This is a genomic window from Vibrio ishigakensis, assembly GCF_024347675.1.
Lineage (GTDB): Bacteria > Pseudomonadota > Gammaproteobacteria > Enterobacterales > Vibrionaceae > Vibrio > Vibrio ishigakensis.
Genome location: NZ_AP024881.1, coordinates 666420 through 689963 on the forward strand (window position 1 = coordinate 666420; position 23544 = coordinate 689963).

21 protein-coding genes and 1 pseudogene are annotated in these 23544 nt (G+C 47.5%); 3 read left to right on the plus strand and 19 right to left on the minus strand.

Annotated features, from left to right (window positions below; genetic code table 11):
- The first annotated feature begins 40 nt into the window (after positions 1–40).
- Positions 41–1714 carry an alpha,alpha-phosphotrehalase gene (gene treC / locus Pcarn_RS03145; protein WP_261834951.1) on the plus strand — a complete coding sequence of 558 codons (1674 nt, stop codon included), beginning with the start codon at positions 41–43 and terminating at the stop codon, positions 1712–1714.
- A 71-nt stretch (positions 1715–1785) separates the two neighbouring features.
- Here treC and Pcarn_RS03150 read toward each other — a convergent pair whose 3' ends face one another.
- The 3 genes from Pcarn_RS03150 to Pcarn_RS03160 form a co-directional block, all read right to left on the minus strand.
- The gene (locus tag Pcarn_RS03150; RefSeq protein ID WP_261834952.1) at positions 1786–2670 is read right to left on the minus strand and encodes a hypothetical protein; all 885 of its coding nucleotides are present in this window, start codon (positions 2668–2670) and stop codon (positions 1786–1788) included.
- 123 nt (positions 2671–2793) lie between these two features.
- On the minus strand, positions 2794–4311 hold the full coding sequence (locus Pcarn_RS03155; RefSeq protein WP_261834953.1) for a winged helix-turn-helix domain-containing protein: 1518 nt from the start codon (positions 4309–4311) through the stop codon (positions 2794–2796).
- Positions 4312–4384: 73 nt separating this feature from the next.
- Complete coding sequence (locus Pcarn_RS03160) at positions 4385–4987, minus strand: YitT family protein (protein ID WP_261834954.1); 603 nt, start codon at positions 4985–4987, stop codon at positions 4385–4387.
- A gap of 311 nt (positions 4988–5298) precedes the next feature.
- On the opposite strand from Pcarn_RS03160, the gene glyA reads away from it, so the two are divergent.
- Positions 5299–6549: a serine hydroxymethyltransferase gene (gene glyA, locus Pcarn_RS03165; RefSeq protein WP_261834955.1), complete on the plus strand. Its 1251-nt coding sequence runs from the start codon at positions 5299–5301 to the stop codon at positions 6547–6549.
- A gap of 51 nt (positions 6550–6600) precedes the next feature.
- On the opposite strand, the gene Pcarn_RS03170 is transcribed toward glyA, so the two are convergent.
- The 14 genes and pseudogenes from Pcarn_RS03170 to leuS all read right to left on the minus strand — a co-directional run bounded on the left by Pcarn_RS03170 (position 6601) and on the right by leuS (position 20437).
- Positions 6601–7095, minus strand: coding sequence for a M48 metallopeptidase family protein (locus Pcarn_RS03170; RefSeq protein WP_261834956.1), 495 nt, complete (start codon positions 7093–7095; stop codon positions 6601–6603).
- A 90-nt stretch (positions 7096–7185) separates the two neighbouring features.
- Entirely contained in the window at positions 7186–7509 is a 324-nt protein-coding gene (locus Pcarn_RS03175; protein WP_261834957.1) for a hypothetical protein, read from the minus strand.
- A gap of 262 nt (positions 7510–7771) precedes the next feature.
- A complete protein-coding gene (lipA, locus tag Pcarn_RS03180) occupies positions 7772–8737 on the minus strand; it encodes a lipoyl synthase (protein ID WP_261834958.1) in 966 nt (321 codons plus the stop codon).
- Entirely contained in the window at positions 8730–9395 is a 666-nt protein-coding gene (gene lipB, locus Pcarn_RS03185; RefSeq protein WP_261834959.1) for a lipoyl(octanoyl) transferase LipB, read from the minus strand. Before lipB ends, lipA begins: the two co-directional genes overlap by 8 nt.
- Before the next feature lie 158 nt (positions 9396–9553).
- Positions 9554–9823 (minus strand): DUF493 family protein YbeD, encoded by a 270-nt coding sequence (gene ybeD, locus Pcarn_RS03190; RefSeq protein ID WP_261834960.1) that lies wholly within the window; start codon positions 9821–9823, stop codon positions 9554–9556.
- 160 nt (positions 9824–9983) lie between these two features.
- A complete protein-coding gene (locus Pcarn_RS03195; RefSeq protein ID WP_390904464.1) occupies positions 9984–11141 on the minus strand; it encodes a serine hydrolase in 1158 nt (385 codons plus the stop codon).
- A 143-nt stretch (positions 11142–11284) separates the two neighbouring features.
- Positions 11285–12070: a septal ring lytic transglycosylase RlpA family protein gene (locus Pcarn_RS03200; RefSeq protein WP_261834962.1), complete on the minus strand. Its 786-nt coding sequence runs from the start codon at positions 12068–12070 to the stop codon at positions 11285–11287.
- Positions 12070–13191: a rod shape-determining protein RodA gene (gene rodA, locus Pcarn_RS03205; protein WP_261834963.1), complete on the minus strand. Its 1122-nt coding sequence runs from the start codon at positions 13189–13191 to the stop codon at positions 12070–12072. The genes Pcarn_RS03200 and rodA overlap by 1 nt, the downstream gene beginning before the upstream one ends.
- Positions 13188–15083, minus strand: a complete 1896-nt coding sequence (gene mrdA / locus Pcarn_RS03210) for a penicillin-binding protein 2 (RefSeq protein WP_261834964.1) — start codon at positions 15081–15083, stop codon at positions 13188–13190. Before mrdA ends, rodA begins: the two co-directional genes overlap by 4 nt.
- 6 nt (positions 15084–15089) lie before the next feature.
- Positions 15090–15560, minus strand: coding sequence for a 23S rRNA (pseudouridine(1915)-N(3))-methyltransferase RlmH (rlmH, locus tag Pcarn_RS03215; protein WP_261834965.1), 471 nt, complete (start codon positions 15558–15560; stop codon positions 15090–15092).
- A 3-nt stretch (positions 15561–15563) separates the two neighbouring features.
- On the minus strand, positions 15564–15881 hold the full coding sequence (gene rsfS, locus Pcarn_RS03220; protein WP_261834966.1) for a ribosome silencing factor: 318 nt from the start codon (positions 15879–15881) through the stop codon (positions 15564–15566).
- 61 nt (positions 15882–15942) lie between these two features.
- Positions 15943–16968, minus strand: coding sequence for a DNA polymerase III subunit delta (gene holA / locus Pcarn_RS03225; protein ID WP_261834967.1), 1026 nt, complete (start codon positions 16966–16968; stop codon positions 15943–15945).
- Positions 16969–17219: 251 nt separating this feature from the next.
- A pseudogene (locus tag Pcarn_RS03230) lies at positions 17220–17747 on the minus strand (LPS-assembly lipoprotein LptE); the annotation flags it as partial.
- 116 nt (positions 17748–17863) lie between these two features.
- Entirely contained in the window at positions 17864–20437 is a 2574-nt protein-coding gene (gene leuS / locus Pcarn_RS03235; protein ID WP_261834969.1) for a leucine--tRNA ligase, read from the minus strand.
- 127 nt (positions 20438–20564) lie between these two features.
- Here leuS and Pcarn_RS03240 point away from each other — a divergent pair, with 127 nt between their 5' ends.
- The gene (locus Pcarn_RS03240; RefSeq protein ID WP_261834970.1) at positions 20565–21035 is read left to right on the plus strand and encodes a zinc ribbon-containing protein; all 471 of its coding nucleotides are present in this window, start codon (positions 20565–20567) and stop codon (positions 21033–21035) included.
- Positions 21036–21066: 31 nt separating this feature from the next.
- Here Pcarn_RS03240 and lnt read toward each other — a convergent pair whose 3' ends face one another.
- Both lnt and corC read right to left on the minus strand, forming a co-directional pair.
- On the minus strand, positions 21067–22590 hold the full coding sequence (lnt, locus tag Pcarn_RS03245; protein WP_390904465.1) for an apolipoprotein N-acyltransferase: 1524 nt from the start codon (positions 22588–22590) through the stop codon (positions 21067–21069).
- Between the two features lie 19 nt (positions 22591–22609).
- Positions 22610–23506 (minus strand): CNNM family magnesium/cobalt transport protein CorC, encoded by an 897-nt coding sequence (gene corC, locus Pcarn_RS03250; protein ID WP_261834972.1) that lies wholly within the window; start codon positions 23504–23506, stop codon positions 22610–22612.
- Between the last annotated feature and the right edge of the window lie 38 nt (positions 23507–23544).

The following is a 23544-nucleotide window of genomic DNA, read 5'->3' on the forward strand; positions in this document are numbered from 1 at the left end:
GGGGTGGCAAAGGCCACCCTCTCATTTAGGTAGCACGGTAATGAATAACGCAACGACGCCTTGGTGGAAGACCGCCACGGTATATCAAATCTACCCGAAGAGCTTTTGTGACAGTGGTGCAAAGGGCACCGGCGACATCCAGGGTATTATCTCTAAACTCGATTATCTAAAAAGCCTAGGTATCGACGCTATTTGGCTAACCCCAGTATATGAGTCGCCTATGGTGGATAATGGCTACGATATCTCTGACTACTACGCCATTAACCCTGACTTTGGCACCATGCAGGATTTTGATGAGCTTCTTGAACAAGCGCATCAGCGTGGTATTCGCATCATTATGGATATCGTGGTTAACCATACCTCGACGGCGCACAAGTGGTTCCAATCTGCTTTAGAGGGCAAAGACAGCCCTTATCGCGATTACTATATCTGGAAAGATCCTGTTGATGGTAAAGAGCCAACCAATTGGCAGTCTAAGTTTGGTGGCAATGCTTGGGAGTTTGATGAGAAGAGTGGTCAATACTATCTGCATCTATTCGCAACCGAACAGGCAGACCTTAACTGGGAAAACCCTAAGGTGCGCCAAGAAGTAGAAGAGGTGATCTCTTTTTGGGCTGAAAAAGGAGTCGACGGATTCCGTTTAGACGTAATCAACCTTATCTCTAAGCAGCAAGATTTTCCGAACGATGATATCGGCGATGGTCGTCGCTTCTATACCGATGGCCCAAGGGTGCACGAATATCTGCAACAGATAAGCGATGCGGTATTCCAGAAATACGGCAGTGTGACGGTAGGTGAGATGTCATCGACTACCCTAGAGCATTGTCAGCAGTACTCTTCATTAGATGGTAAAGAGCTGTCTATGGTGTTTAACTTCCACCACCTTAAAGTGGATTATCCAAACGGTGAAAAGTGGACCAAGGCCCCCTTTGATTTCATCGAGCTTAAGCAGATCTTCAATCACTGGCAAACTGGCCTAAATGGCCAAGGTTGGGGGGCACTGTTTTGGTGTAACCACGACCAACCACGTGTGGTGTCTCGCTTGGGAGATGATGAAAACTACCGCGTTGAATCGGCCAAGATGCTGGCGGCATCAGTACATATGATGCAGGGTACGCCCTATGTGTATCAGGGTGAAGAGATCGGTATGACTAACCCTAAATACACCTCTATCGAGCAGTATCGAGATGTAGAAAGCACCAATATGTATCAGTTGATGGTAGAAGAGCAGGGCGTGGATAAACAGCAGATGCTGGATATTCTGGCTAGTAAGTCTCGCGATAACTCTCGTACTCCTATGCAATGGAATAGTGAAGAGTTTGCCGGTTTCTCAAAGTCAGCACCTTGGCTTGAGGTAGCGAGTAACTACCCACAAATAAATGCAGAGCAGGCAGTCGCAGACCCAGGTTCTGTATTCTACTTCTACAAGCGATTGATTGAGCTTCGCAAACAGGTAGCCGTCATTACCGAGGGTGATTATCAAGACTTGTTGCCAGAGCATAAACAGATCTTTATGTATCAGCGCAAATCGGCGAATCAGACCCTTATCTGTGTGAACAACTACTATGGAACAGAGGCAAGCTGGGAGCTTCCTGATGACTTTGACGTCAGCAAAGCAACACTGCTTTTGAGTAACTACTCAGAGCAAGGTGAGGCAACTAAGACGCAAGCTCTACGCCCTTATGAAACTCGCATTTGGCTGGTTGAACGCTAAGTTCAACAGACCCTAATTACCCCCCGAGTAAGACAAAGGCTTTGGTGTGCTCCCAAAGCCTTTTTGTTTTTTTACTTTTCTATTTTGCTAAGCGTCGCCTTCTCTTCGCTGATATGACTATTTTCTGCTTTTATAATTTCGATCTGCTGAATCAGACCTAAGTTTGGGTTAAACCAACGCTCAGCAGTAGTCACAAACTCCATCGAATCCAAGTCATCACAATTCACATTGTAGATATTGGCCTCTTCTAGATAAGCCGCTTCAATGGACTTACCTGAAATCTTGAAGCTTTTACGAACGCCTTTTTCGGTAATTTGTTGTTGCCACCAAGCTGTGCAACTGGCTGAGTCTGGCAGGTTCTTCACCCAGTTTTGTTCATCAAAATCGTTAAGTAGAAGCTTCAGCTGTGTGCCAGTGAGGCTCCAATTAACAGAAACCGTATTCGAGCTAATATCGATATTTGGGTCAGCCTCTTTAACATCCGTTGCCTTCAAACGAAACAACGGACTGCTTTCGTCGAGTGTTGAGATAAGTCTCTGATCCATTAGATAAGCATCGGTGAGCTCATGCAGTGCCCCGTCAGTGCCGGCAAAGTACATGGAAGCATATTCTTCGATACCGTTTACAATCTGCTCGGAGAGATAGAACTGAGTAATCCCATTGTTGTTTAGCTCATAGATGATATTGAGGATGGGATTGTGAGGCGCTTTCTCAATTAATCTCTCAACTAAAGTTTCGGCATCGATAGGCTGATAGTTAAGGGAAACTTCACCGTCTTCCTGTCCATCTGTTGTTAGTGTGTAGCTCAAGTTTGTGGATGGACTTGGGGTAAACAGAGAGCCTTTGATTGGGTAATCAGTGCGAGTTTGTGGCTGTTTGTTTGAGGAGCCAGAATCACCACCGCAGCCATATAGAGCTAGGGTTGCAGCCGCGATAAAGGTCATTTTGTTTAGCATGTTTTTCATTCTCAGTGTTTGAGGCTATGAGCCGTGTTTGGAATGTGGGCATGCTAAGGCTCTGGGGTAATACTCTTCAAAAAACAAAAGATAACAGAGTTACACAAAAGCTTAATTTTACATTTAGGTGTTTGTTTTTATTGGATTAATATCTGATTCAACATTTGTGCAATACTCTTCAATCAAGGCTCTCCAACGCATCAAAATCTCTTTTTCTTGCACGCTAATGCGCAGTCTGGTCCAGGGTTGTAAACAGGTTTGTTTAGACTCAGGTTGAGATAGGCGACTGAATAGCTGTTTTGAAGGCATCACTCGTAGCAGTGCCACTAACGACTCCATATAGCTGAGTCGGAATTGATCCAGCTTATTTTGCTTATAAGCAATGTGGGATACAAAGGTGTACACCAAGGCATTTTGGATGCGCGAATCACCGGCGGGAGTGGTGAGTAGCGCCTTGGCTTTGTCCAGTTCGCCTAGCTTGTAGTGCAGGATTCCGAGCCACAGACCGAGTTCATCAGGCAGCACATCAAATGATGACTGAGCCTGAGACAGATACATTTCCAGCTTCGGTTGATCATCCTCATATAGGGCAAGATAGCGCGCTAGGGTAATAGCGGAAAACTCATCCATAGGTGTATCTATTGCCGCTGGAAATTGGTTGTCCAGTAGCATTTTTTCGTGCGTCTGCGTCAGTTGCCAAGTGCTTGGAGAAGGCTGAGGCAGATTGAAGTATTGAGCGATATCCGCATGTAGGTGAAATAGATCCGCCTGCAAACTGGCTACGCGCAATGGGTAGTGATTACGAAACGCCAGTTTATCCGTAGCGGGGTAGATAAGGTTTACCTGCGCTTTCAACACCCCTTCGGTTGCCCCCTCTTTCAACTCTATATTGAGCAGGTAATCGCTGGTTTGCATGTTGCGGGCGCCAGGAAAATAGGGCGTCTCATTTATCGGATCGAGAAAATAGCTCGGTGCGTCTTGGTTGGCGATATCTGTATAGGGATACTCTACCTGCTGCTGGAGCAAGATAGCTTTTACAAGGGCTCGATATTCACGCGCCTCTGTGCCGATAGCGTCGACGCGGTTTAGCAGAAGCTCAACCTTGGGGATTAACAATTGGTTTCGAGTTTGTAGGCTTGAAGTATTAGGCTGTTGCCACAGCTTCCATCCTAGCCCTATCGTAGTCACGAACAACAGTGCGCAAAGGGTATATGCGATGGTCTGCCTTCGTGAGAAAGAAAGGCTATTCGTATTGAGTGACTTCGGCTTTTGCTTGCCCACAGGGGTCAAAGAGACACTTGCAGGATTGAGAAAGTAGCCCTTGCGCGGATAGGTGACCAAGAGTTTGGTTGCATCCTGTTCGGGCATGTGCTCCTGAAGTAGTGCTCTCAGGGTACTGATACGGTTAGTCAGTACATTCTTTGAGATGTACTTGCTTTGCCAGATGCTATCTATGATGGCTTGTGCGGATAGGGGGTGCCCAACGCTGGTAAGTAGCAGTTCTAGAAGCTCTATAGTGCGAGGCTCTAGCTCTATGTCCGCTGCTTGCTTATACAGAGTCTGGGTTTGTGGGTTGTAAATGAGATCGCCGATAGCAATCAGGCTATTGGTCTCTTTTGCTTGTTGCAGAAAATCGCGCATACTGTCCTCGGCTAGCTACTGATAAATTGCAAAGGCTTGGCACACTGGATATGTGCCAAGATTGAACGCAGAATTATTTTTCGTAGCTTACCGTGTAGCGAGTCGGTTTATGGTTCATCCATAGGATCATATTGATGAACACGGCAGCAAAGATAGACCAAGCAATCAGTGATAGCGGTATAAAGTAGAGAGAGGCTAATAGAATAGTGGTATCGAACAGCAATTGGCTCTTACCGACCGAGATGCCCATCTTGTCTTGAATCACCAAGCAAAGTACGTTTGAACCACCCAGACTCGCTCTGTGTCTAAATAGGATCAAAAGCCCCAGACCAATAAAGGTGCCGCCAGCGATTGCAGCAAACACAGGCGAGAGCGTTTCAAACACCATCACACGGTGGATGTTATCCGCCATCACGGAAACCAAGCTTACACAGATGATGCTGTTAATGGTGAAGTGCTTGCCAAGGCGGAACCAAGCCAAGAAATAGAAGGGTACGTTGACTAAGAAGTAGAGCGTACCAAACGACAGATCCACGAACTGGTTTAGAAGTAGAGCCAAGCCTGCAGTACCGCCAACGATCATAGATGATGACTTTAGGAAATAGATCCCAACGGCCACCAACAGGGTACCAGTAAATATAGCGGCGCAGTCTTCCAATAACGTGTGTCTGTTCATTTTCATTCCCGAGTTCAATAAGCCGCGTAGGATAACTAAAAAGTTGTATTTAACGAAGTTTTTACTCAGAAATGGTGTTAACGTCGTGTAATTTTGCTTTTACAGAGTGTAAAGTGGGTCAACTCGGGTATAACCCCCTTGAGTTCATAAGAACAATGATAGAAAAATTGATCTAAAACATGGACACAAAACAATTTGTGATATGAATTAAATTCGGTAGAATGCCGGCATTCGGATGACGAAAACGTTTGCTTTTGGTCGTTTGGTGCTAATTTTGCCATTTTGAGTTCAATCTGAGTCAGGAGATACAGATGCTAAAGCGTGACATGAACATCGCTGATTATGATGCGGATCTATTCGCAGCCATCCAGGAAGAAACTGTGCGTCAAGAAGAGCACATCGAGCTTATCGCTTCAGAAAACTACACTAGCCCTCGTGTAATGGAAGCTCAAGGTTCACAACTTACTAACAAGTATGCGGAAGGTTACCCAGGCAAGCGTTACTACGGCGGTTGTGAGTATGTTGATAAGGTTGAAGACCTAGCAATTGCTCGTGCATGTGAGCTTTTCGGTGCAGAATACGCGAACGTTCAGCCACACTCTGGTTCTCAAGCGAACAACGCTGTTTACATGGCGCTTCTAAACGCTGGCGATACTGTTCTTGGTATGAGCCTAGCGCACGGTGGTCACCTGACTCACGGCTCTCCAGTAAACTTCTCTGGTAAGCTATACAACATCATCCCTTACGGCATCGATGAGCAAGGCCAGATCGACTATGACGAGATGGAAGCACTAGCTCTTGAGCACAAGCCTAAGATGATCATCGGTGGCTTCTCTGCTTACTCTCAAGTTTGTGATTGGGCGCGCATGCGTGAAATCGCTGACAAAGTAGGTGCATACTTCTTCGTTGATATGGCTCACGTAGCAGGTCTTATCGCAGCAGGCGTATACCCAAACCCAGTACCACACGCACACGTTGTGACTACTACTACTCACAAGACTCTAGCGGGCCCACGTGGCGGTCTAATCCTTTCTAGCGAAGGCGAAGACCTTTACAAGAAGCTGAATTCAGCTGTATTCCCTGGTGGTCAAGGTGGTCCTCTAATGCACGTTATCGCAGCGAAAGCGGTAGCCTTCAAAGAAGCACTAGAGCCAGAATTCAAAGATTATCAAGCGCGCGTTGTTGCTAACGCAAAGGCTATGGTTGCTGAGTTCATCAACCGTGGTTACAACATCGTTTCTGGTTCAACTGAGAACCACCTGTTCCTTGTTGACCTGATCGACAAAGACATCACAGGTAAAGAAGCGGACGCAGCTCTTGGTAGCGCGAACATCACAGTGAACAAGAACTCTGTACCAAACGACCCACGTAGCCCATTCGTTACCTCTGGTATCCGTATCGGTTCTCCTTCTATCACTCGCCGTGGCTTCACTGAAGAAGACGCAACCAACCTAGCAGGTTGGATCTGTGACATCCTAGATAACATGGGTGACGAAGCAGTGATCGAAGCAACTAAAGCTAAGGTTCTGGATATCTGTAAGCGCAAGCCAGTTTACGCTTAGTCCAAAGCACCTAATGAAAAAGCGAGCCTAGGCTCGCTTTTTTTGTGTCTGTTATTTGTTCTCGAGATAGATCATAAATAGACGGGCATCGAGCTCTAATTGATGATAATTAGGCTCCATGTGACAACAGAGCTGATAGAAGGCCTTGTTGTGTTCCTTCTCCTTTAGGTGTGCCAGTTCGTGCACTACCAACATGCGTAGCAAGGGTTCAGGGGCATCTTTGAACATGCTGGCTATGCGTATCTCATTTTTTGATTTCAGCTTATTGCCATGCACGCGGCTTACATAGGAGTGAAGTCCCAACGCATTGTTGATCAGATGTATCTTTGGGTCATAGATCACCTTGCTCAGAGGCGCAGACTTCTTGAGATAGCGATTCTTAAATTCCATGGTGTATTCAAACAGTGCTTTTTCGCTCTTGATGTTGTGTCTGCCTGGATAGCGTTTCTCAAACCAAGGCACCAGTTTTCCTGCGTTCACCATATCGGTAACAGGCTTGATGATGTGCTCTGGATAGCCCTGAATGTATTTAAGCGATGGGTTCATCTTGATAGCGGATTAGTGGGAGTCAGCCAGAGTGTACCCTAGTTAAGTAGGGGATAACAAAAGCCCCATCAAATGACGGGGCTGATAGGCTTATTTGTTGATACTCAGTTGGGTGCCAGATTTGCACTTGAAGGTGTAGTAGCGTCGGCTCTCACTGAACTTAGAAAGACCTTCACCTGAGCAATAGTCGATGTTGATATCACGCATCACCTCTAACGTCTTCTCGCTGTCTAGAGCGAATTTAGAGCCGTCTGCACAGATGATTCGTACCTGACCATCATCGCTGACCGAGTACAAAGATACCTCAGTATTGCACAGCTCGAAGGAGGCCTCTAGATAGTTGTCTTCTTGGGTATTTTTATCAGCACAGCCCCAGAGAAACAGAGGGGCAAGTAGAAATAGAATCCGTTTCATTAACACTCTCCTTGTATATTTTTTAGCTTATACGGAAAGCATAATTGCAAGGAGTAGAATTGCAAAAAATGTCGGGTAGTTATTTGAAAGATAATAAAAAAACCTAGGCGAGTGGCCTAGGTTTTGGAATAGTTTAGCTGATAGCTGATAGCTGATAGCTGATAGCTGATAGCTGATAGCTGATAGCTGATAGCTGATAGCTGATAAAGCCTTTGGCTTTTCGGGGATGACGACCCTTTGAAGTAAAAATCCGTTAGGATTTTTACTTCACCTCTTCACCTTTTGCTTGTAGGTCGGCGTGGTATGAAGAACGCACGAATGGACCACAAGCAGCGTGGGTGAAGCCTAGCTCTAGGGCAATCTCTTTTAGCTCGTCAAACTCTGCTGGTGGCACGTAACGCTCTACTGGTAGGTGGTGACGGCTTGGTGCTAGGTATTGACCTAGAGTTAGCATGGTCACGCCGTGAGCGCGGAGGTCCTTAAGAACCTCAACGATCTCTTCTTTGGTCTCACCAAGACCCATCATTAGGCCTGATTTAGTCGGAACGTCTGGGTGTTGCTCTTTGAATTTCTTAAGAAGCTCTAGCGACCACTTGTAGTTCGCACCTGGACGAACCTTGCGATATAGGCGAGGTGCTGTCTCTAGGTTGTGGTTGAATACGTCTGGCGGAGCGATCTTAAGCTCTTCTAGTGCCTTATCCATACGACCACGGAAGTCAGGTACTAGGGTTTCGATGCGGATGTTCGGGCTCAGTTTGCGGATCTCTGCGTTACAGTCAGCAAAGTGCTTAGCGCCGCCGTCACGCAGGTCATCACGGTCAACCGAGGTGATTACCACATACTTAAGCTTCATGTCTTGGATAGTTTTAGCCAGCTTTTGTGGCTCTTGAGCTTCTGGTGGAAGCGGGCGACCGTGGGCAACATCACAGAAAGGACAACGACGCGTACAGATAGCACCTAGGATCATAAAGGTCGCTGTACCGTGGTTAAAGCACTCAGCTAGGTTAGGGCAAGAGGCCTCTTCACATACAGAGTGAAGGTCGTTCTTGCGCATCGCAGATTTGATGTCTTGAATGCGTTGACTGTCGGCAGGCAACTTGATTTTCATCCAATCCGGCTTACGCAATACTTCTTTGCGCTCCACTGGCACTGTTTTGGTTGGGATCAGTGCCATCTTGTCAGCGTCACGATACTTAACGCCTTTTTCCATTTGAATTGGTTTACTCATAACTTTCTGTCGTTTCTGTAATGTCCGAATAACCAAGAAGCTTGGTTAGATGTGTTACCAATACCTGCTCTAGGTTGGCTCTCTGCTCCTGCGTGGTGAAGTCAGCAACCTGCACCATTTCCATTCCTGCGTAGCCACATGGGTTAATACGCAAAAATGGCGACAAATCCATATCGATGTTTAGCGCCAGACCGTGGAATGAACACCCTTTACGGATCCTCAACCCCAGTGAACAGATCTTCTTACCCTCAACGTAGACGCCAGGGGCGTCTGGTCGTGCTGCCGATTGAATACCCAAGTCGGCAAGGGTTTGAATGACTAGATTCTCAATGTGAGTGACCAGCTCGCGAACCCCAATGCCTTTACGGCGCAGGTTCAAAAGGAAATAGACCACCATCTGGCCCGGGCCATGATAGGTCACCTGACCGCCACGATCGCTTTTTACGATAGGGATGTCACCTGCGTTTAGGACATGCTCTTCTTTACCCGCTTGTCCCTGTGTAAATACAGGATTGTGCTCGACGATCCACACCTGGTCGGCGGTGTTCTCATCACGCTCATCGGTAAATTGATGCATCTTTTCCCAAACTGGAAGGTAATCCTGTCGACCTAGGAATTTAATCTCTAGGCGTTGTTCGAGGTCAGTTGGACTAGGCAATTCACTACTTCCTTGAATTATCTGTGTCGGAGGACGCAAGCTATCAGCATATGCGTCATTTTCCTAGCAAAATTACACGTTTTTTAAACATTTGTCATACAAAAAGAAGTGTTTAAATAAACACCTCTTTCCATATCAATGACTTAGTTTTTGCTCAATTAAAGCACCATACGCACGATGTCGATCTCGCCTAGCTCTTTATAAAGCGTCTCTACCTGCTCGATAGAAGTAGCGGTGATGGTGACAGATACGGCATTGTAGGTGCCTTTGCCACTTGGACGTACTGTTGGGCTGTAGTTACCTGGAGCGTGGCGCTGAATGACTTCCAATACCAAATCAGGCAGCTCAGGTTTAGCGTAACCCATTACCTTGTAGGTAAATCGGCATGGGAACTCTAAAAGATCTCTTAGTTTTGGCTGCTCTTGCATGGTTACTACTCCAAGTGGAAATGGTTAAATCTTTGCCGTTTAGGGCGGGAATGTTACTGTGAACTGGATCAAAACTCAAGGTGAGGCCTATCGAGCTTGATTTCAAGGGAGCAGATAAAAAAGAAGCCGCTTGGCAGCGGCTTCATCGGAATGCTAGGTTTTAGAACCAGCTCTTGAACAGCAGAACGATGTAGTCGATCAAGCGGCTGAATAATCCACCTTCATCTACGTCTTCTAGTGCTAGAAGCGGGTATTCTGCAATGTCTTCGCCATCTACTTGGTAGAATACGCGACCCACTACATCACCTTCTTTGATTGGTGCTTTCAGCTCTTTATCAAGAACGAAGCTCGCTTGAAGATCTTTAGCAACGCCGCGTGGAAGAGTCACATAGGTATCTTCAGCTAGGCCAAGCTTAACTGTGTCCTTGTTGCCCATCCAGATTTTCTCTTCAGCAAACACTTCACCTTTTTTGTGAGGAGCAACGGTTTCGAAGAAGCGGAAGCCGTAGTTAAGAAGCTTTTTGCTCTCAGCTTTACGTGCGTTAGCGCTCTTAGTACCCATCACAACTGCGATTAGGCGCATTTGGCCTTCGGTACCTGAGCTTACTAGGCTATAACCCGCTTTGCTGGTGTGACCGGTTTTGATGCCGTCCACGTTCATGCTCTTATCCCACAGCAGACCGTTACGGTTGTACTGCGTGATGCCGTTGTAGGTAAACTGCTTCTCGCTGTATAGCGCGTATTCCTCTGGCACATCACGGATAAGCGCTTGGCCAAGTAGCGCTAGGTCGTAAGGAGTCGAGTACAGGTTATCGTTGTCCAGACCGTGAACGTTAGCAAAATGGGTGTTAGTCATACCCAGAGTCTTTGCCCATGCGTTCATCAGGTCAACGAAAGCGTCTTCAGAACCGGCAACGTGTTCAGCCATAGCCACACATGCGTCATTACCCGATTGGATGATGATGCCGTGGTTTAGCTGATCTACGGTTACCGTAGTACCCACTTCGATGAACATCTTTGAAGAATCCGGGAAGTTCTTGGCCCAAGCGTTCTTGCTTATCACCACTTCGTCATCTTTAGAGATGTTACCGCGCTTAAGCTCTTGACCGATAACATAGCTAGTCATCATCTTGGTCAAGCTTGCTGGGTGCAGCTGAGTGTTCATTTCTTTTTCGGCTAGGACTTTGCCTGAGTTGTAGTCCATTAGCACAAATCCATTTGCCGCGATTGACGGCGGATCTGGCATTACGATAGGTGCAGCGTGCGCTGTAGAAACAGCCAGTGTAGCGAGTGCTGCTGTCGCGATGACAGATTTCATTGATTGGGTAACTCTTTTCATTTTTTCCGTGTAATGTCCAAACTTGAAGGCAAAACTGACAGTATAGTAGCAGAATAAAGGGTCTAAACCACGTTTAAACCCAGTTATCTACGTTCAGATTAACCAAATTATTGCTTTGAGATTTATTGAACCTTGTGCTTTTTGATGAAAGCCGAGGTAAATCCATCCTGTTTTAATTTTTTAAGCACATCTTGTGCAGTGTTCGCCTCTGAAATTGGACCAACAAAAATTCGATTCGTTTTATCCTTTGATTCTACAAAACTCGGTTGTTGATAGTCTTTGCTTAATTTATCCGCCAGCTTTTGCGAGTTCTCAGCATTGCTGAGACTTGCCACCTGGATGATAAATTTAGGGTGAGAGGAGGTCTTTGGCTTTTTATGCGCCGAGGTGTCAATGTGCTCTATCTCCACATTGGCCACACCCGATTGGATAACCCCCAACTTCGTCGCAGCGGCGTAGCTTAGGTCAATGATTCGACCATCGTGAAACGGACCGCGGTCGTTAACACGAACCACAGCGGTTTTACCATTGTCGAGATTGGTTACCTTCACATAGCTAGGTATGGGCAGGGTTTTGTGAGCCGCACTCATGGAGTACATGTCATAGGTCTCCCCATTTGAGGTGAGGTGACCATGAAACTTCTTGCCGTACCAGGACGCTTTGCCTTTCTGCTTGAATCCCTGCGGATTATCTATCACAGAATAGGACTTGCCTAAAACCGTGTAATCTTTGTTTCCACCAAGGCTATATGGCTCATAGCGAGGAGTGGCGTCCTCAATATGGTCCAAAGTGATGGGTGCATCCGGCGGGATGTCTTGGTTGATCGCGTAGCGCTCGCTGTCTGAGCTTGAGCATCCTGCCAGTAGCAGAGCAAACAGCCCTGCCAGCAAAAAAGAACGTTTTTCCATTAAGTTGCCTTAGAAAGCATTTTCCTATGAGTTTGTATCGACATCAGTATCCCGAAGCCGGCCATCAGGGTCACCATAGAGGTACCACCGTAGCTCACTAGTGGCAGGGGAACACCCACCACAGGCAAGATGCCACTTACCATGCCTATGTTAACGAAAACATATACAAAGAAGCTGAGAACGATACTGCCTGCCATCATGCGACCAAACGCCGTTTGCGCTTGGCTAGATAGGTAAAGGCCACGACCTATTATGAACAGATAGATTGAGAGCAGGCCAAGTACACCTATCATGCCCCATTCTTCGGCGATAACCGCAAAGATAAAGTCAGTATGTCGCTCCGGCAAGAACTCAAGCTGTGATTGCGTGCCTTGTAGCCAACCCTTACCTGTTAGACCACCAGAACCGATGGCTATCTTACTTTGGATGATGTGATAGCCAGCGCCCAATGGGTCCGACTCTGGATCGAATAGGGTTCTCACTCGCACCTTTTGATACTCCCGCATCAGGAAGAACCAAAGTATTGGGATAAAGGCACCGATGGAGATAGCCGCGGTGGCAATGATTTTCCAGCTGATACCCGCAAGGAAGATAACGAAGATGCCTGAGGCCGCGATAAGAATCGAGGTACCTAGATCGGGTTGTTTGGCGATCAATATGGTCGGCAGCACCACCAGTATCAAAGAGGTTAACAGCACCCTAAAGGTAGGTGGAAGTGGGCGGTTGCCGATATAGCGAGCCACCATAAGTGGCACCGCCAGTTTCATTAGTTCTGACGGCTGAAAGCGAATAAAACCAAGGTTTAGCCAGCGCTGTGCACCCTTGGAGGCTTCACCAAAGAAGAGCACCCCGAGCAGCAATATCAAGCCGCCAGTAAACAGCAGTGGGGCTAAGGTTTCATAGGTCCTTGGAGTGATCTGTGCCAGTATGACCATAACGCCCAGTGATAGCGCCATACGCGCCATCTGACGTTCCATCATAGCCATGCTTTGACCACTTGCGCTGTACATGATGAGTAGCGCAAATCCCATCAGCAGAAGTATGCCGAGGATAAGCGGTAGGTCTAAGTGCATACGCTCGAACAGGGAGCGGTTTTTGCCTGTTTCTGGGTCTAGTTTCATTTCTCAGACTCAATATAGTCGTAGCGGTCCCTAAGCAGGATATGGTCGAAGATACGACGCACCACAGGTGCACCATGGCTCGAACCACCGCCGGCGTTTTCTAGTACCACGGTTACGATAACCTGAGGGTCATCAAACGGCGCATAACCAGTAAACAAAGCGTGGTCTCGCAGGTGCTCAGCGATCTCGTCGGCGTTGTACTCTTGGTCTTCTGCAAGACCAAATACCTGAGCCGTACCTGACTTACCGGCACTTTTATATGACGTGCCTTGGAAAGAACGACGCGCGGTACCCTTCTTACCATGGTTTACTAGATACATGCCTCGTTTAGAGATATCCCAATATCTATCTTCTACCCCAGTGATCGGCGGGAAGGTTTCAACCTCAGCCACTTCCTCTGTGTTTCCTTCATCGCTGTGATGGATCTTAGAGTGAAGCAGTTGTGGCGCCATCACCTTACCATCATTGATAAGTACAGAGGTCGCTTTCGCGATTTGGATAGGCGTTGCTGTCCAATAACCCTGACCGATACCTACAGGGATAGTATCGCCCTTGTACCAAGGGGTGCGGTGTCGCGCCATTTTCCACTCACGAGTCGGCATGTTGGCCTTACTCTCTTCATACAGGTCGATACCCGAATAGTCACCAAAGCCGAATTGTTGCATCCAGGTCGATAGGCGGTCGATACCAAGGTCATAAGCGATCTGATAGAAGAAGGTATCTACTGACTCTTCCAGTGCTTTTTCAATGTCCACTACGCCGTGCCCCCAACGTAGCCAGTCACGAAATGGTCGTGTCTTGGAGTTAGGAATACGCCAATAACCTGGGTCGTTTCGCGTAGTATTCGGCGTAATCACCTTTTCTTGTAGAGCCGCCACCGCGATAAACGGTTTCACCGTCGAGGCGGGTGGATAGATACCAAGAGTTGCTCGGTTTACCAGAGGGCGGTTCTTATCATTCAGTAGTGAACGATAGGCCTTGCCAGATATACCGTGAACAAAGGCGTTCGGGTCATAGCTAGGGCTAGAAACCATAGCCAGTACCGCGTCGGTTTTAGGGTCGAGAACTACGGCGCTGCCACGATAGTTATCGAGTAGATTAAACAAGTATTTCTGCAGCTTGATATCTATGTTGAGAACGATATCGTCGCCAGGAATCGGTGGCTCATACTTGAGGGTGCGAATGATACGACCGCGGCTGTTGACCTCAACCTCCTGATAGCCAGGCTTGCCGTGAAGCACGTCTTCGTAATAGCGCTCTATACCCAATTTACCGATATCCTTGGTCGCCTTGTAATCCTGCTCTTTGTCTTCGCGGATCAAGCGCTGCATATCGCGGTCATTGATACGCGACACATAGCCAAGCACATGGGTAAGCACCTCACCATACGGGTAGAAGCGTTTTAGGGTGGCGTTAACCTCAACCCCAGGGAAGTCATATTGATGTACCGAGAACTTAGCTACTTGCTCTTCGGTCATCTGATTCATTAGTGGAATTGACTTGAATCTGTGGGTGCGTCGACGCTCTCGCTGGAAGGCTTCCACCTGATCGTCACTGATCTGCAAGATCTTGCGCAAACCAGCGATAGTGTCATCTATGCTAGAGACCTTTTCAGGCGTGATCTCTAGGCTAAATACTGGGCGGTTTTCAGCCAGCACTACACCATTTCTATCATAGATAAGCCCGCGGTTTGGGGCGATAGGAACAACCTTGATACGGTTATCGTTGGAGCGGGTGCGGTAGTCTTGGTATTGGTTTACCTGAATGTGGTACAGGTTGAGGACAAGCGCCCCAACCAGAAGTACGATACCGATAAACGAGACCGCGGCTCGACTGCGGAACAGTCGAGACTCGAACACATGATCTCGGATTTGGGTGCGTTTGCGTAACATCCAGCCTTACTCGCGGTGATAAGGATGGTTAGCGTTGATGCTCCAAGCGCGGTAGAGGCTCTCAGCCATCACCACTCGAACCAATGGATGTGGAAGGGTTAGGGGAGACAGAGACCAACTCTGTTCTGCTGCAGCCTTACAAGCCGGTGCTAACCCCTCAGGGCCACCAATCAGGATGGATACATCCCGAGCATCTAGCTTCCATTTATCCAGTTGCTTAGCCAGTTGTGGGGTGTCCCAAGGTTTGCCTGGGATATCCAGAGTAACGATACGGTTACCCTTAGGGACCGCCGCTAGCATGGCTTCCCCTTCTTTTTGCAAGATGCGCGCGATATCGGCATTCTTGCCACGCTTTCCTGCTGGGATTTCGATAAGCTCTAGAGGCATATCGTTAGGAAAGCGACGTTTGTATTCGTTAAAGCCTTCTTCAACCCATTTTGGCATTTTAGTGCCAACCGCAATCAGCTGGATTTTCACAGATTAGCCCCACAGCTTTTCAAGTTGATACAGCTCACGATGCTCTTCTTGCATCACGTGAACCATAGTAGAACCCATATCTACAACAACCCATTCACCTTCTTGCTCGCCATCCACGCCAAGTGGCTCAATGCCTTCTTTCTTGGACTCGATAGCGATATGGTCAGCGATTGAGGCTACGTGACGTTTAGATGTTCCGGTGCAGATAACCATATAGTCGGTAACGCTAGACTTGCCCTTAACGTCTAGAGTGACAATGTCTTGTGCTTTCATGTCATCCGCTTTATCAGCTAGGAAATCTTTTAGTTGTTCGCCTTGCAATGCTGGCTCCTTTTTTCTTAAACAATTGATGTGAGTATATCACTTGGCTGACAGAATATTGTCAAGCTTGAGTGAAGGGGAGAGCCCCTGTTTGGCTTAGGCTCAGGGTCACCTGAGTTAATCTTGGCCACACAGGAGTGTCGTAATCGGTTTTGGCAATTATCTCTAATTCAGCCAGTTCAGACCAAATCTGATACAAAGACTGCATAGAATGACGATTTAACGCTGCTGTATACAGTGGGCGCTTGTTGTTCCACACGCGGTATTGGTCGAATACCTGTTGCAGGCTCTTGCTCTTAAGCTCCTTTTGATAGGTCATCAGAGTATTGAGCTCTTTTTGCAATGTGCGCAATAGAATTACACCTTCAACGCCTTCAGCAGAGAGTTGCTTTAGGATTCGCTGACTGCGCTTTGCTTTGCCTGCCAGCATGGCATCAATCCAATGAAAGGCATTGAAGTGGTTGTGGCGGCTCAGCGCCGATTCGATGCGTACTAAAGTAAGCTGACCATCTGGATAGAGGAGCTTAAGCTTTTCAAGGCTCTGGTTCAGGGCAAGCAGGTTGCCTTCATGCCACTGAGCCAGCATCTGCAAGGCTTCATGGTCGGCTTGCAGTCCAAGGGAGTAGCAACGCTGCTGAACAAACTGAGGCAGTCGCTGTATATCAGGAGTCAGGCATGAAACCCACACACCTTGGCTGTTTAGTGCCTTAAACCACTTAGCATTTTCTTGCGCCTTAGTTAGCTTGCTCCCCGTAATCACAAGAATGACGTCTTCATTGAGAAGCTCTTGTAGCGACATTAGGTTCTTAGCAATGGCTTGACTGGCACCAGACTCAGGCAGGTCTAGTTCAATGATCTTGCGCTCGCTGAACAGGCTCATGGCGTTGCAAGCATCAAAGATCTCATCCCATGGGGTTTGAGCATTGATATCGAAACGGAACCGCTCGCTATAACCTTGCTTTTCAGCCGTCTGCTTGATCAGGTCGCGGGACTCTTGGATGAGCAGGGGCTCAGCACCAAACAGCAGATAGATACAGTGCAGTTGGCGCTGAAGCTGTGCAGCGAGCTTATCGGCGAAGATACGCATAATTACTGCTGGGTTTCCGCCGTATCTGAGCTCTCAGGAGCTAATTGTTCCTGTTCCGTCTCAGGCATTTGTTCAGCGTCAGTACTGGTTTTTTCGTCGGTTGCATCAGTAGACTGCTGCGTCTCTGGGGTAGCTTGTGGCTGCTGAGGATCGTTCTTTTCATACTCAGCCTGCAGGCTGATCTGATCGTCCTGTGCAGCGGCTTCTTCTGGAGAAAGCATTACGCCATCTTCATTGACAACAGGTTCGTCATCAAATTCTGCTTTATCGTCTAGTACGTCCGCACGCAGACGCGCAAGCTGACGAATGATCTGACGGGATGCCTGCTTACGCATCTCATCTTCGATCATCTCACGTTCTACCGACTTAGCTAGTGCGGTCAATGGGTTATCTAGGAAGCTACGGTTTACCTGAGTATTAAAGGTCTTCATGCCTTGCTCAGGGACAACCACACGATAGCTAACGCGCAGAGTCAGCTCTTTCTCAGCCGCACGGCTGTTTTGATAAAGAGAAAGGGTACGCTCTGAGATACTTTCAGAAACTAGGTGTAGGTTACTCACGCTAGCCGCTGGTGCGGTAATATCGATACCGTTCAAGCGAAGTTCACGCTTAACGTCACGAGTAAGCTGGGCATATTCATCGAAACTGGTAACCGATAGCTTGCCAACTTCGTCAGGTACTAGGTAGTCACCGCGAAAATGAAAACCGCAACCGCTGAGTAGGGAAACAATGACAAAGGCGATGAGGAGTCGAAGGCGAGGGATCAACGTCACTAAAATACTCTCTTAAAAGGGGTTCGTCTTTTGTTACCACACTGAGAATCAATGCATTAACAAAAAGCGAAGAAAGGGCATAGCCATGCTATGCCCTATATAGCTTAGATTAGTACGTTACTTTAGTTCGCAACAATGTTTAGAAGTTTCCCTGGTACGTAAATAACCTTACGTACAGTTTTACCTTCTGTGAACTTAGTAACGTTTTCATCGTTAAGGCCAAGCTCTTCAACCTGCTCTTTGGTTGCGTCTGCTGCAACGGTTAGCTTAGCGCGAAGCTTGCCGTTTACCTGAACAACGATAAGTTTTTCATCTTCAACCAGTGCTTTCTCATCGAAGATTGGCCATGCAGCGTTGTCGATGTCTGTTTCACCCATAGCAGTCCACATTTCGAAACAGATGTGTGGAGTGATAGGGTAAAGCATTACTACAACGGCTTTTAGCGCTTCATCTAGGATTGCACGGTCTTGCTCAGACTCTTGTGGAGCCTTAGCTAGCTTGTTCATCAGCTCCATGATAGCTGCGATAGCTGTGTTGAAGGTTTGACGACGTGAGATGTCATCAGACACTTTAGCGATAGTCTTGTGAACGTCGCGACGAAGTGCTTTTTGGTTGCCAGTTAGTGCTGCTGCATCAACTGCAACCGCTGCACCTTTCTCTGAGTGCTCACGAACCAGTTTCCAAACACGCTTAAGGAAGCGGTTTGCACCCTCAACACCAGACTCTTGCCACTCTAGAGTCATGTCTGCAGGTGATGCAAACATCATGAATAGACGTACTGTGTCAGCACCGTACTTGTCTACCATCTCTTGTGGGTCGATACCGTTGTTCTTCGACTTAGACATCTTGATCATGCCCGAGTGCTCAACAGTTCGCTCTTGTGAGTCGATAGCCGAAACGATGTTACCTTTACCGTCGCGCTCAACCTTAACTTCAGTCGGTGCGATCCACTCTTTAGTGCCTTTCTCGTTGGTGTGATAGAAGGCATCAGCCAGCACCATACCTTGGCAAAGTAGTTGCTTGAACGGCTCGTCAGAGGTTACGTAACCTGCGTCACGTAGCAGTTTGTGGAAGAAGCGAGAGTAAAGCAGGTGCATTACTGCGTGCTCGATACCACCAATGTATTGGTCTACAGGTAGCCAGTAGTTCGCTTTTTCTGGATCTAGGATGTCGTCAGCTTGTGGAGAGCAGTAACGCGCGTAGTACCAAGATGATTCCATGAAGGTATCGAAGGTATCTGTTTCACGTAGAGCTGGCTCGCCGTTGAAGGTGGTCTCAGCCCAAGACTTGTCTGCCTTGATTGGGCTAGTTACACCATCCATTACCACATCTTCAGGGAGAATTACTGGAAGTTGGTCTGCTGGTACTGGGTGAACTTCACCGTCTTCGGTAGTTACCATTGGGATTGGAGCACCCCAGTAACGCTGACGAGATACACCCCAGTCACGTAGACGGAAGTTTACTGTCTTAGTACCTTTACCTTCAGCTTCTAGCTTAGCTGCGATTGCATCAAACGCGGCTTGGAATTCAAGACCGTCGAACTCGCCTGAATCGAATAGTACGCCTTTCTCAGTGTACGCTTCTTCTGATATATCTAGCTCGCTGTCGTCAACAGGCTTGATTACAGGAACGATGTCTAGACCGTACTTAGTTGCGAACTCGTAGTCACGTTGGTCGTGTGCAGGTACCGCCATTACAGCGCCCGTACCGTAATCCATCAGTACGAAGTTTGCTACAAATACAGGTACTTCACGACCGTTCAATGGGTGAATAGCAGTAAGGCCGGTCGCCATACCTTTCTTCTCCATTGTTGCAAGTTCCGCTTCAGCAACCTTGTTGTTCTTACACTCTTCGATGAAAGCCGCAAGCTCTGGGTTGTTTTCAGCTGCAGCTGCTGCAAGAGGGTGACCCGCTGCGATGCCCACGTAAGTTACACCCATTAGGGTATCAGGACGTGTGGTGTACACCTCTAGGTCCTCTTGACCCGCTACTTGGAATTTTAGCTCAACGCCTTCAGAGCGACCGATCCAGTTGCGCTGCATGGTTTTAACCATCTCAGGCCAGCCTTCAAGGTTGTCTAGGTCGTCTAGAAGCTCTTGAGCGTATTCAGTGATCTTGATGAACCACTGAGGGATCTCTTTTTGTACTACTGGAGTGTCACAACGCCAGCAGCAACCATCTTCTACCTGCTCGTTAGCAAGTACAGTAAGGTCGTTTGGACACCAGTTTACAGAAGAGGTCTTCTTATAAACCAAGCCTTTTTCGTATAGCTTAGTGAAGAACTCTTGTTCCCAACGGTAGTACTCAGGAGTACAGGTTGCGAATTCACGGTTCCAGTCGTAACCAAAGCCCAGCAGTTTAAGCTGGTTCTTCATGTATTCGATGTTTTCGTAAGTCCAAGGCGCAGGCGCTGTCTTGTTTTTCACAGCTGCGTTTTCAGCAGGCAGACCGAATGCATCCCAACCGATTGGTTGCATTACGTTTTTACCTTGCAGGCGCTGGAAACGGGAAATAACGTCACCAATGGTGTAGTTGCGCACGTGACCCATGTGCAGTCGGCCACTTGGGTATGGGAACATTGATAAACAGTAGAATTTTTCTTTGTTTGGGTCTTCACTTACAACAAAGGTCTTGTTGTTGTCCCAGTGCTGTTGAACTTTTTGTTCAATATCTTGCGGGTTGTATTGTTCTTGCATCGACGCTATCCGTTTTCTTGGAAACTGTGAGAACGATTAAATCAGTTCTTTTAAGATCCGCATAGAATACCTAAAGGAGAGAAAAGCAACAACCACAAACCGACTTTATTCATGGGTAGGAGGGAATATGCCAAAACGCCAATCGGGATATGAAGAATTGCTGTCCGATGTAGTAGAAACGCTAAAGCACAGCCCGGATGAAATCAATAAGGTAATCGCGACCTCAGAAGAGGTAGTACAGGCTGCTAATGATATGACCAAGGATGAAATGGCCTTGGTATCTGCCTATGTAAAATCAGACTTACAAGAGTTCGCCAACTCTTATGAAGAGAATAAGTCAGGGCCGTTTTACACCATGATTTCAAACACGGTGTGGCAGTCTCTATTGGATATCACCGACCGAACTAAGGTGGAGTGGGTGGAGTTCTTTCAAGACCTTGAACACCAAGGTGTGTATAAGAGTGGCGAGATCATAGGCCTTGGAAACTTAGTTTGTGAGAAGTGCGGCCATAAGACTCAATATACGCACGCAACTGAAATCCCTATCTGTTCCAACTGCGGGCACGATGAATTTACTCGTCAGCCTCTTAAGCCATAAACAAATATCCCCGCAATTGCGGGGATATTTTTTAGTTCTGTCTGTTGCGCAGTCCGATGAGCACAAAGCCCGCTATCAGGATAGCAACCAAGGTTTTAAGTGGTGCGTTGCCGAACATGACAAACGGTGTCTTGCCGTTGGTTGGCACTACTTCAGTCTTTAGCACAGCTTCTACAAACTGTGGCAGGTCTGCCACTATGTTGCCTTGATAATCGGTCACTGCAGTTACGCCATTGTTTGTAGCGCGGATAACCGGCATACCAAACTCTAGCGCACGCATACGAGCTATTTCCATATGCTGCAATGGACCAATCGAATCACCAAACCAGGCATCGTTGGATAAGGTCAGGATATAGTCTGTCTCATCTGTGACGTTATCGCGTAGTTGCTGATTAAAGATAATCTCATAGCAAAGGGCGACCACCATGTGCATACCTTTAGCCACAATGTTGTCTTGGATGTAATCTCCACGGTCAAAGGAAGACATAGGCAGATTAAAGAACGGCGCCAGTGGTCTTAGGATATCTTCCAGAGGTACGAACTCACCAAACGGCAGCAGATGATGTTTTTGATAGCGATGCTGGGTGTTGTAGTCGTACGGACCGTTTGAGTTAACGCCTAAAGTGGTCACGCTATTAAAGAAGTGACCGTCTGCATCTCGGGTGAGAACGCCGGTGATGACAGCGGCATCGTTATCACGAGCCTGCAGGTCGATGGTTTCCATGAATTGAGGCACTTCATGCTCAAAGGCAGGAATTGCTGCTTCTGGCCAGATGATGATATCCGCGTCCCAGTTATCACGGGTATGATCCATATACTTGAGCATGGTTGGCCAGCGATGGCTCGGTAGCCATTTTAGCTCTTGCGCGACGTTCCCTTGCACTAGAGCAACGGTTTGAGTCCGGGATTCATCTGGAGTTACCCAAGTAGCTAGGTGGGTTAACCAACCGACTAGGAAGATTACCGTAGGTAGGGCAAGGGTTTTCCATTTCTTATTGCTTATAGCGTAAGCGATAGAGCCCGCAATCGACATGATGACGAAGCTAACAAGGTCTACACCACCGATAGGGGCTAGATGACCCAGTGGTCCATCGATTTGACTGTAGCCAAGCAGTAGCCATGGGAATCCAGTAAGAGCCCAACCTCTTAGGTAGTCGGACAGCATCCACAATGCAGGGATAAGCAGAGCCGTTGCAACTAGGCTCTTTTGCGCCTTGAGCTTGCTAACCAGACCGGTGAACAGCGCAGAATAGATGGAAAGATAACCCACAAGCAGCGCCATCAAGAATAGGCTGGCAGCTTTAGGCATCCCCCCGAAGGTATCTATGCTAACGTGCACCCAACTTATGCCAGTGGCAAACAAGCCTAAGCCCCACATATAGCCGATAAAGGCTGAACGCTTGGCAGATTGATTCTGAATTAGCAGGATCAGTAATAGCGGGCTAATGATGGCCAGAGGCCAAGTAGAAAAGGGTGCAAAGGAGAGGGTAGTGCTGGCGCCAACAAAAGCGGCCGCAAGCGGCCGCATTAGGCGATGAGTCATCAATGATTTCATCTTAATTTTTTATTCGTTTCTATTCGCTAACTTCTTCTTCAGAAACAGTATCTGGAACTGTTACTTGAAGAGAGACGATACGACGGTTATCTGCTGATGTTACTTTAAAGCTATAACCTTGAATATCAACAATTTCTCCACGACTTGGTAGGTGACCAAAGTTAGTCATTACCATACCGCCAACCGTGTCCACCTCTTCATCGCTGAAGCTGGTGCCGAAGTTTTCATTGAACTCTTCGATGGTGGTGAGGGCTTTCACAGCGAAGGTGTGCTTGCTTAGCTGACGAATCTCTAGTTCTTCTTCGTCATCAAATTCATCTTCAATCTCGCCAACTATCTCTTCCAAGATGTCTTCGATAGTGACTAGACCTGACACGCCGCCAAATTCATCCACTACGATAGCCATGTGATAGCGCTCCTCACGGAACTCTTTAAGTAGGCGGTCCACACGCTTACTTTCTGGCACTACTACCGCTGGGCGGATAACCTCGCCAATCTCAAACTCAGGGCTCTCAGAACCTAGGTATTTGATCAGATCTTTAGCCAGTAGAATGCCTTCTACATGGTCTTTATCTTCACTGATCACTGGGTAGCGAGAGTGCTGGGCATCTGTGATGAGGTTGATTAGGGAGTCTAGGTCGTAATTACGTTCCACTGTCACCATGTGTGAGCGTGGAATCATAATGTCGCGAACGCGCTGTTCTGCGATTTCCATAACCCCTTCAAGCATATCTCGGGTGTCATGGTCGATTAGGTCGTTTTCTTCGGAGTCACGGATCACTTCTACCAAATCTTGGCGATCTTTCGGATCTACTTGAAAGACTTGTACCAAGCGTTCGAAGAAGGACTTTCTACTCGGACCTTCAGATTTTTCTTTTGAATTCTCTTTCGAGGATGAATTGTCGTCGCTGTTCATTGCTTCTCAACGGTTAGCGCTATCAAATGTGTGATAGC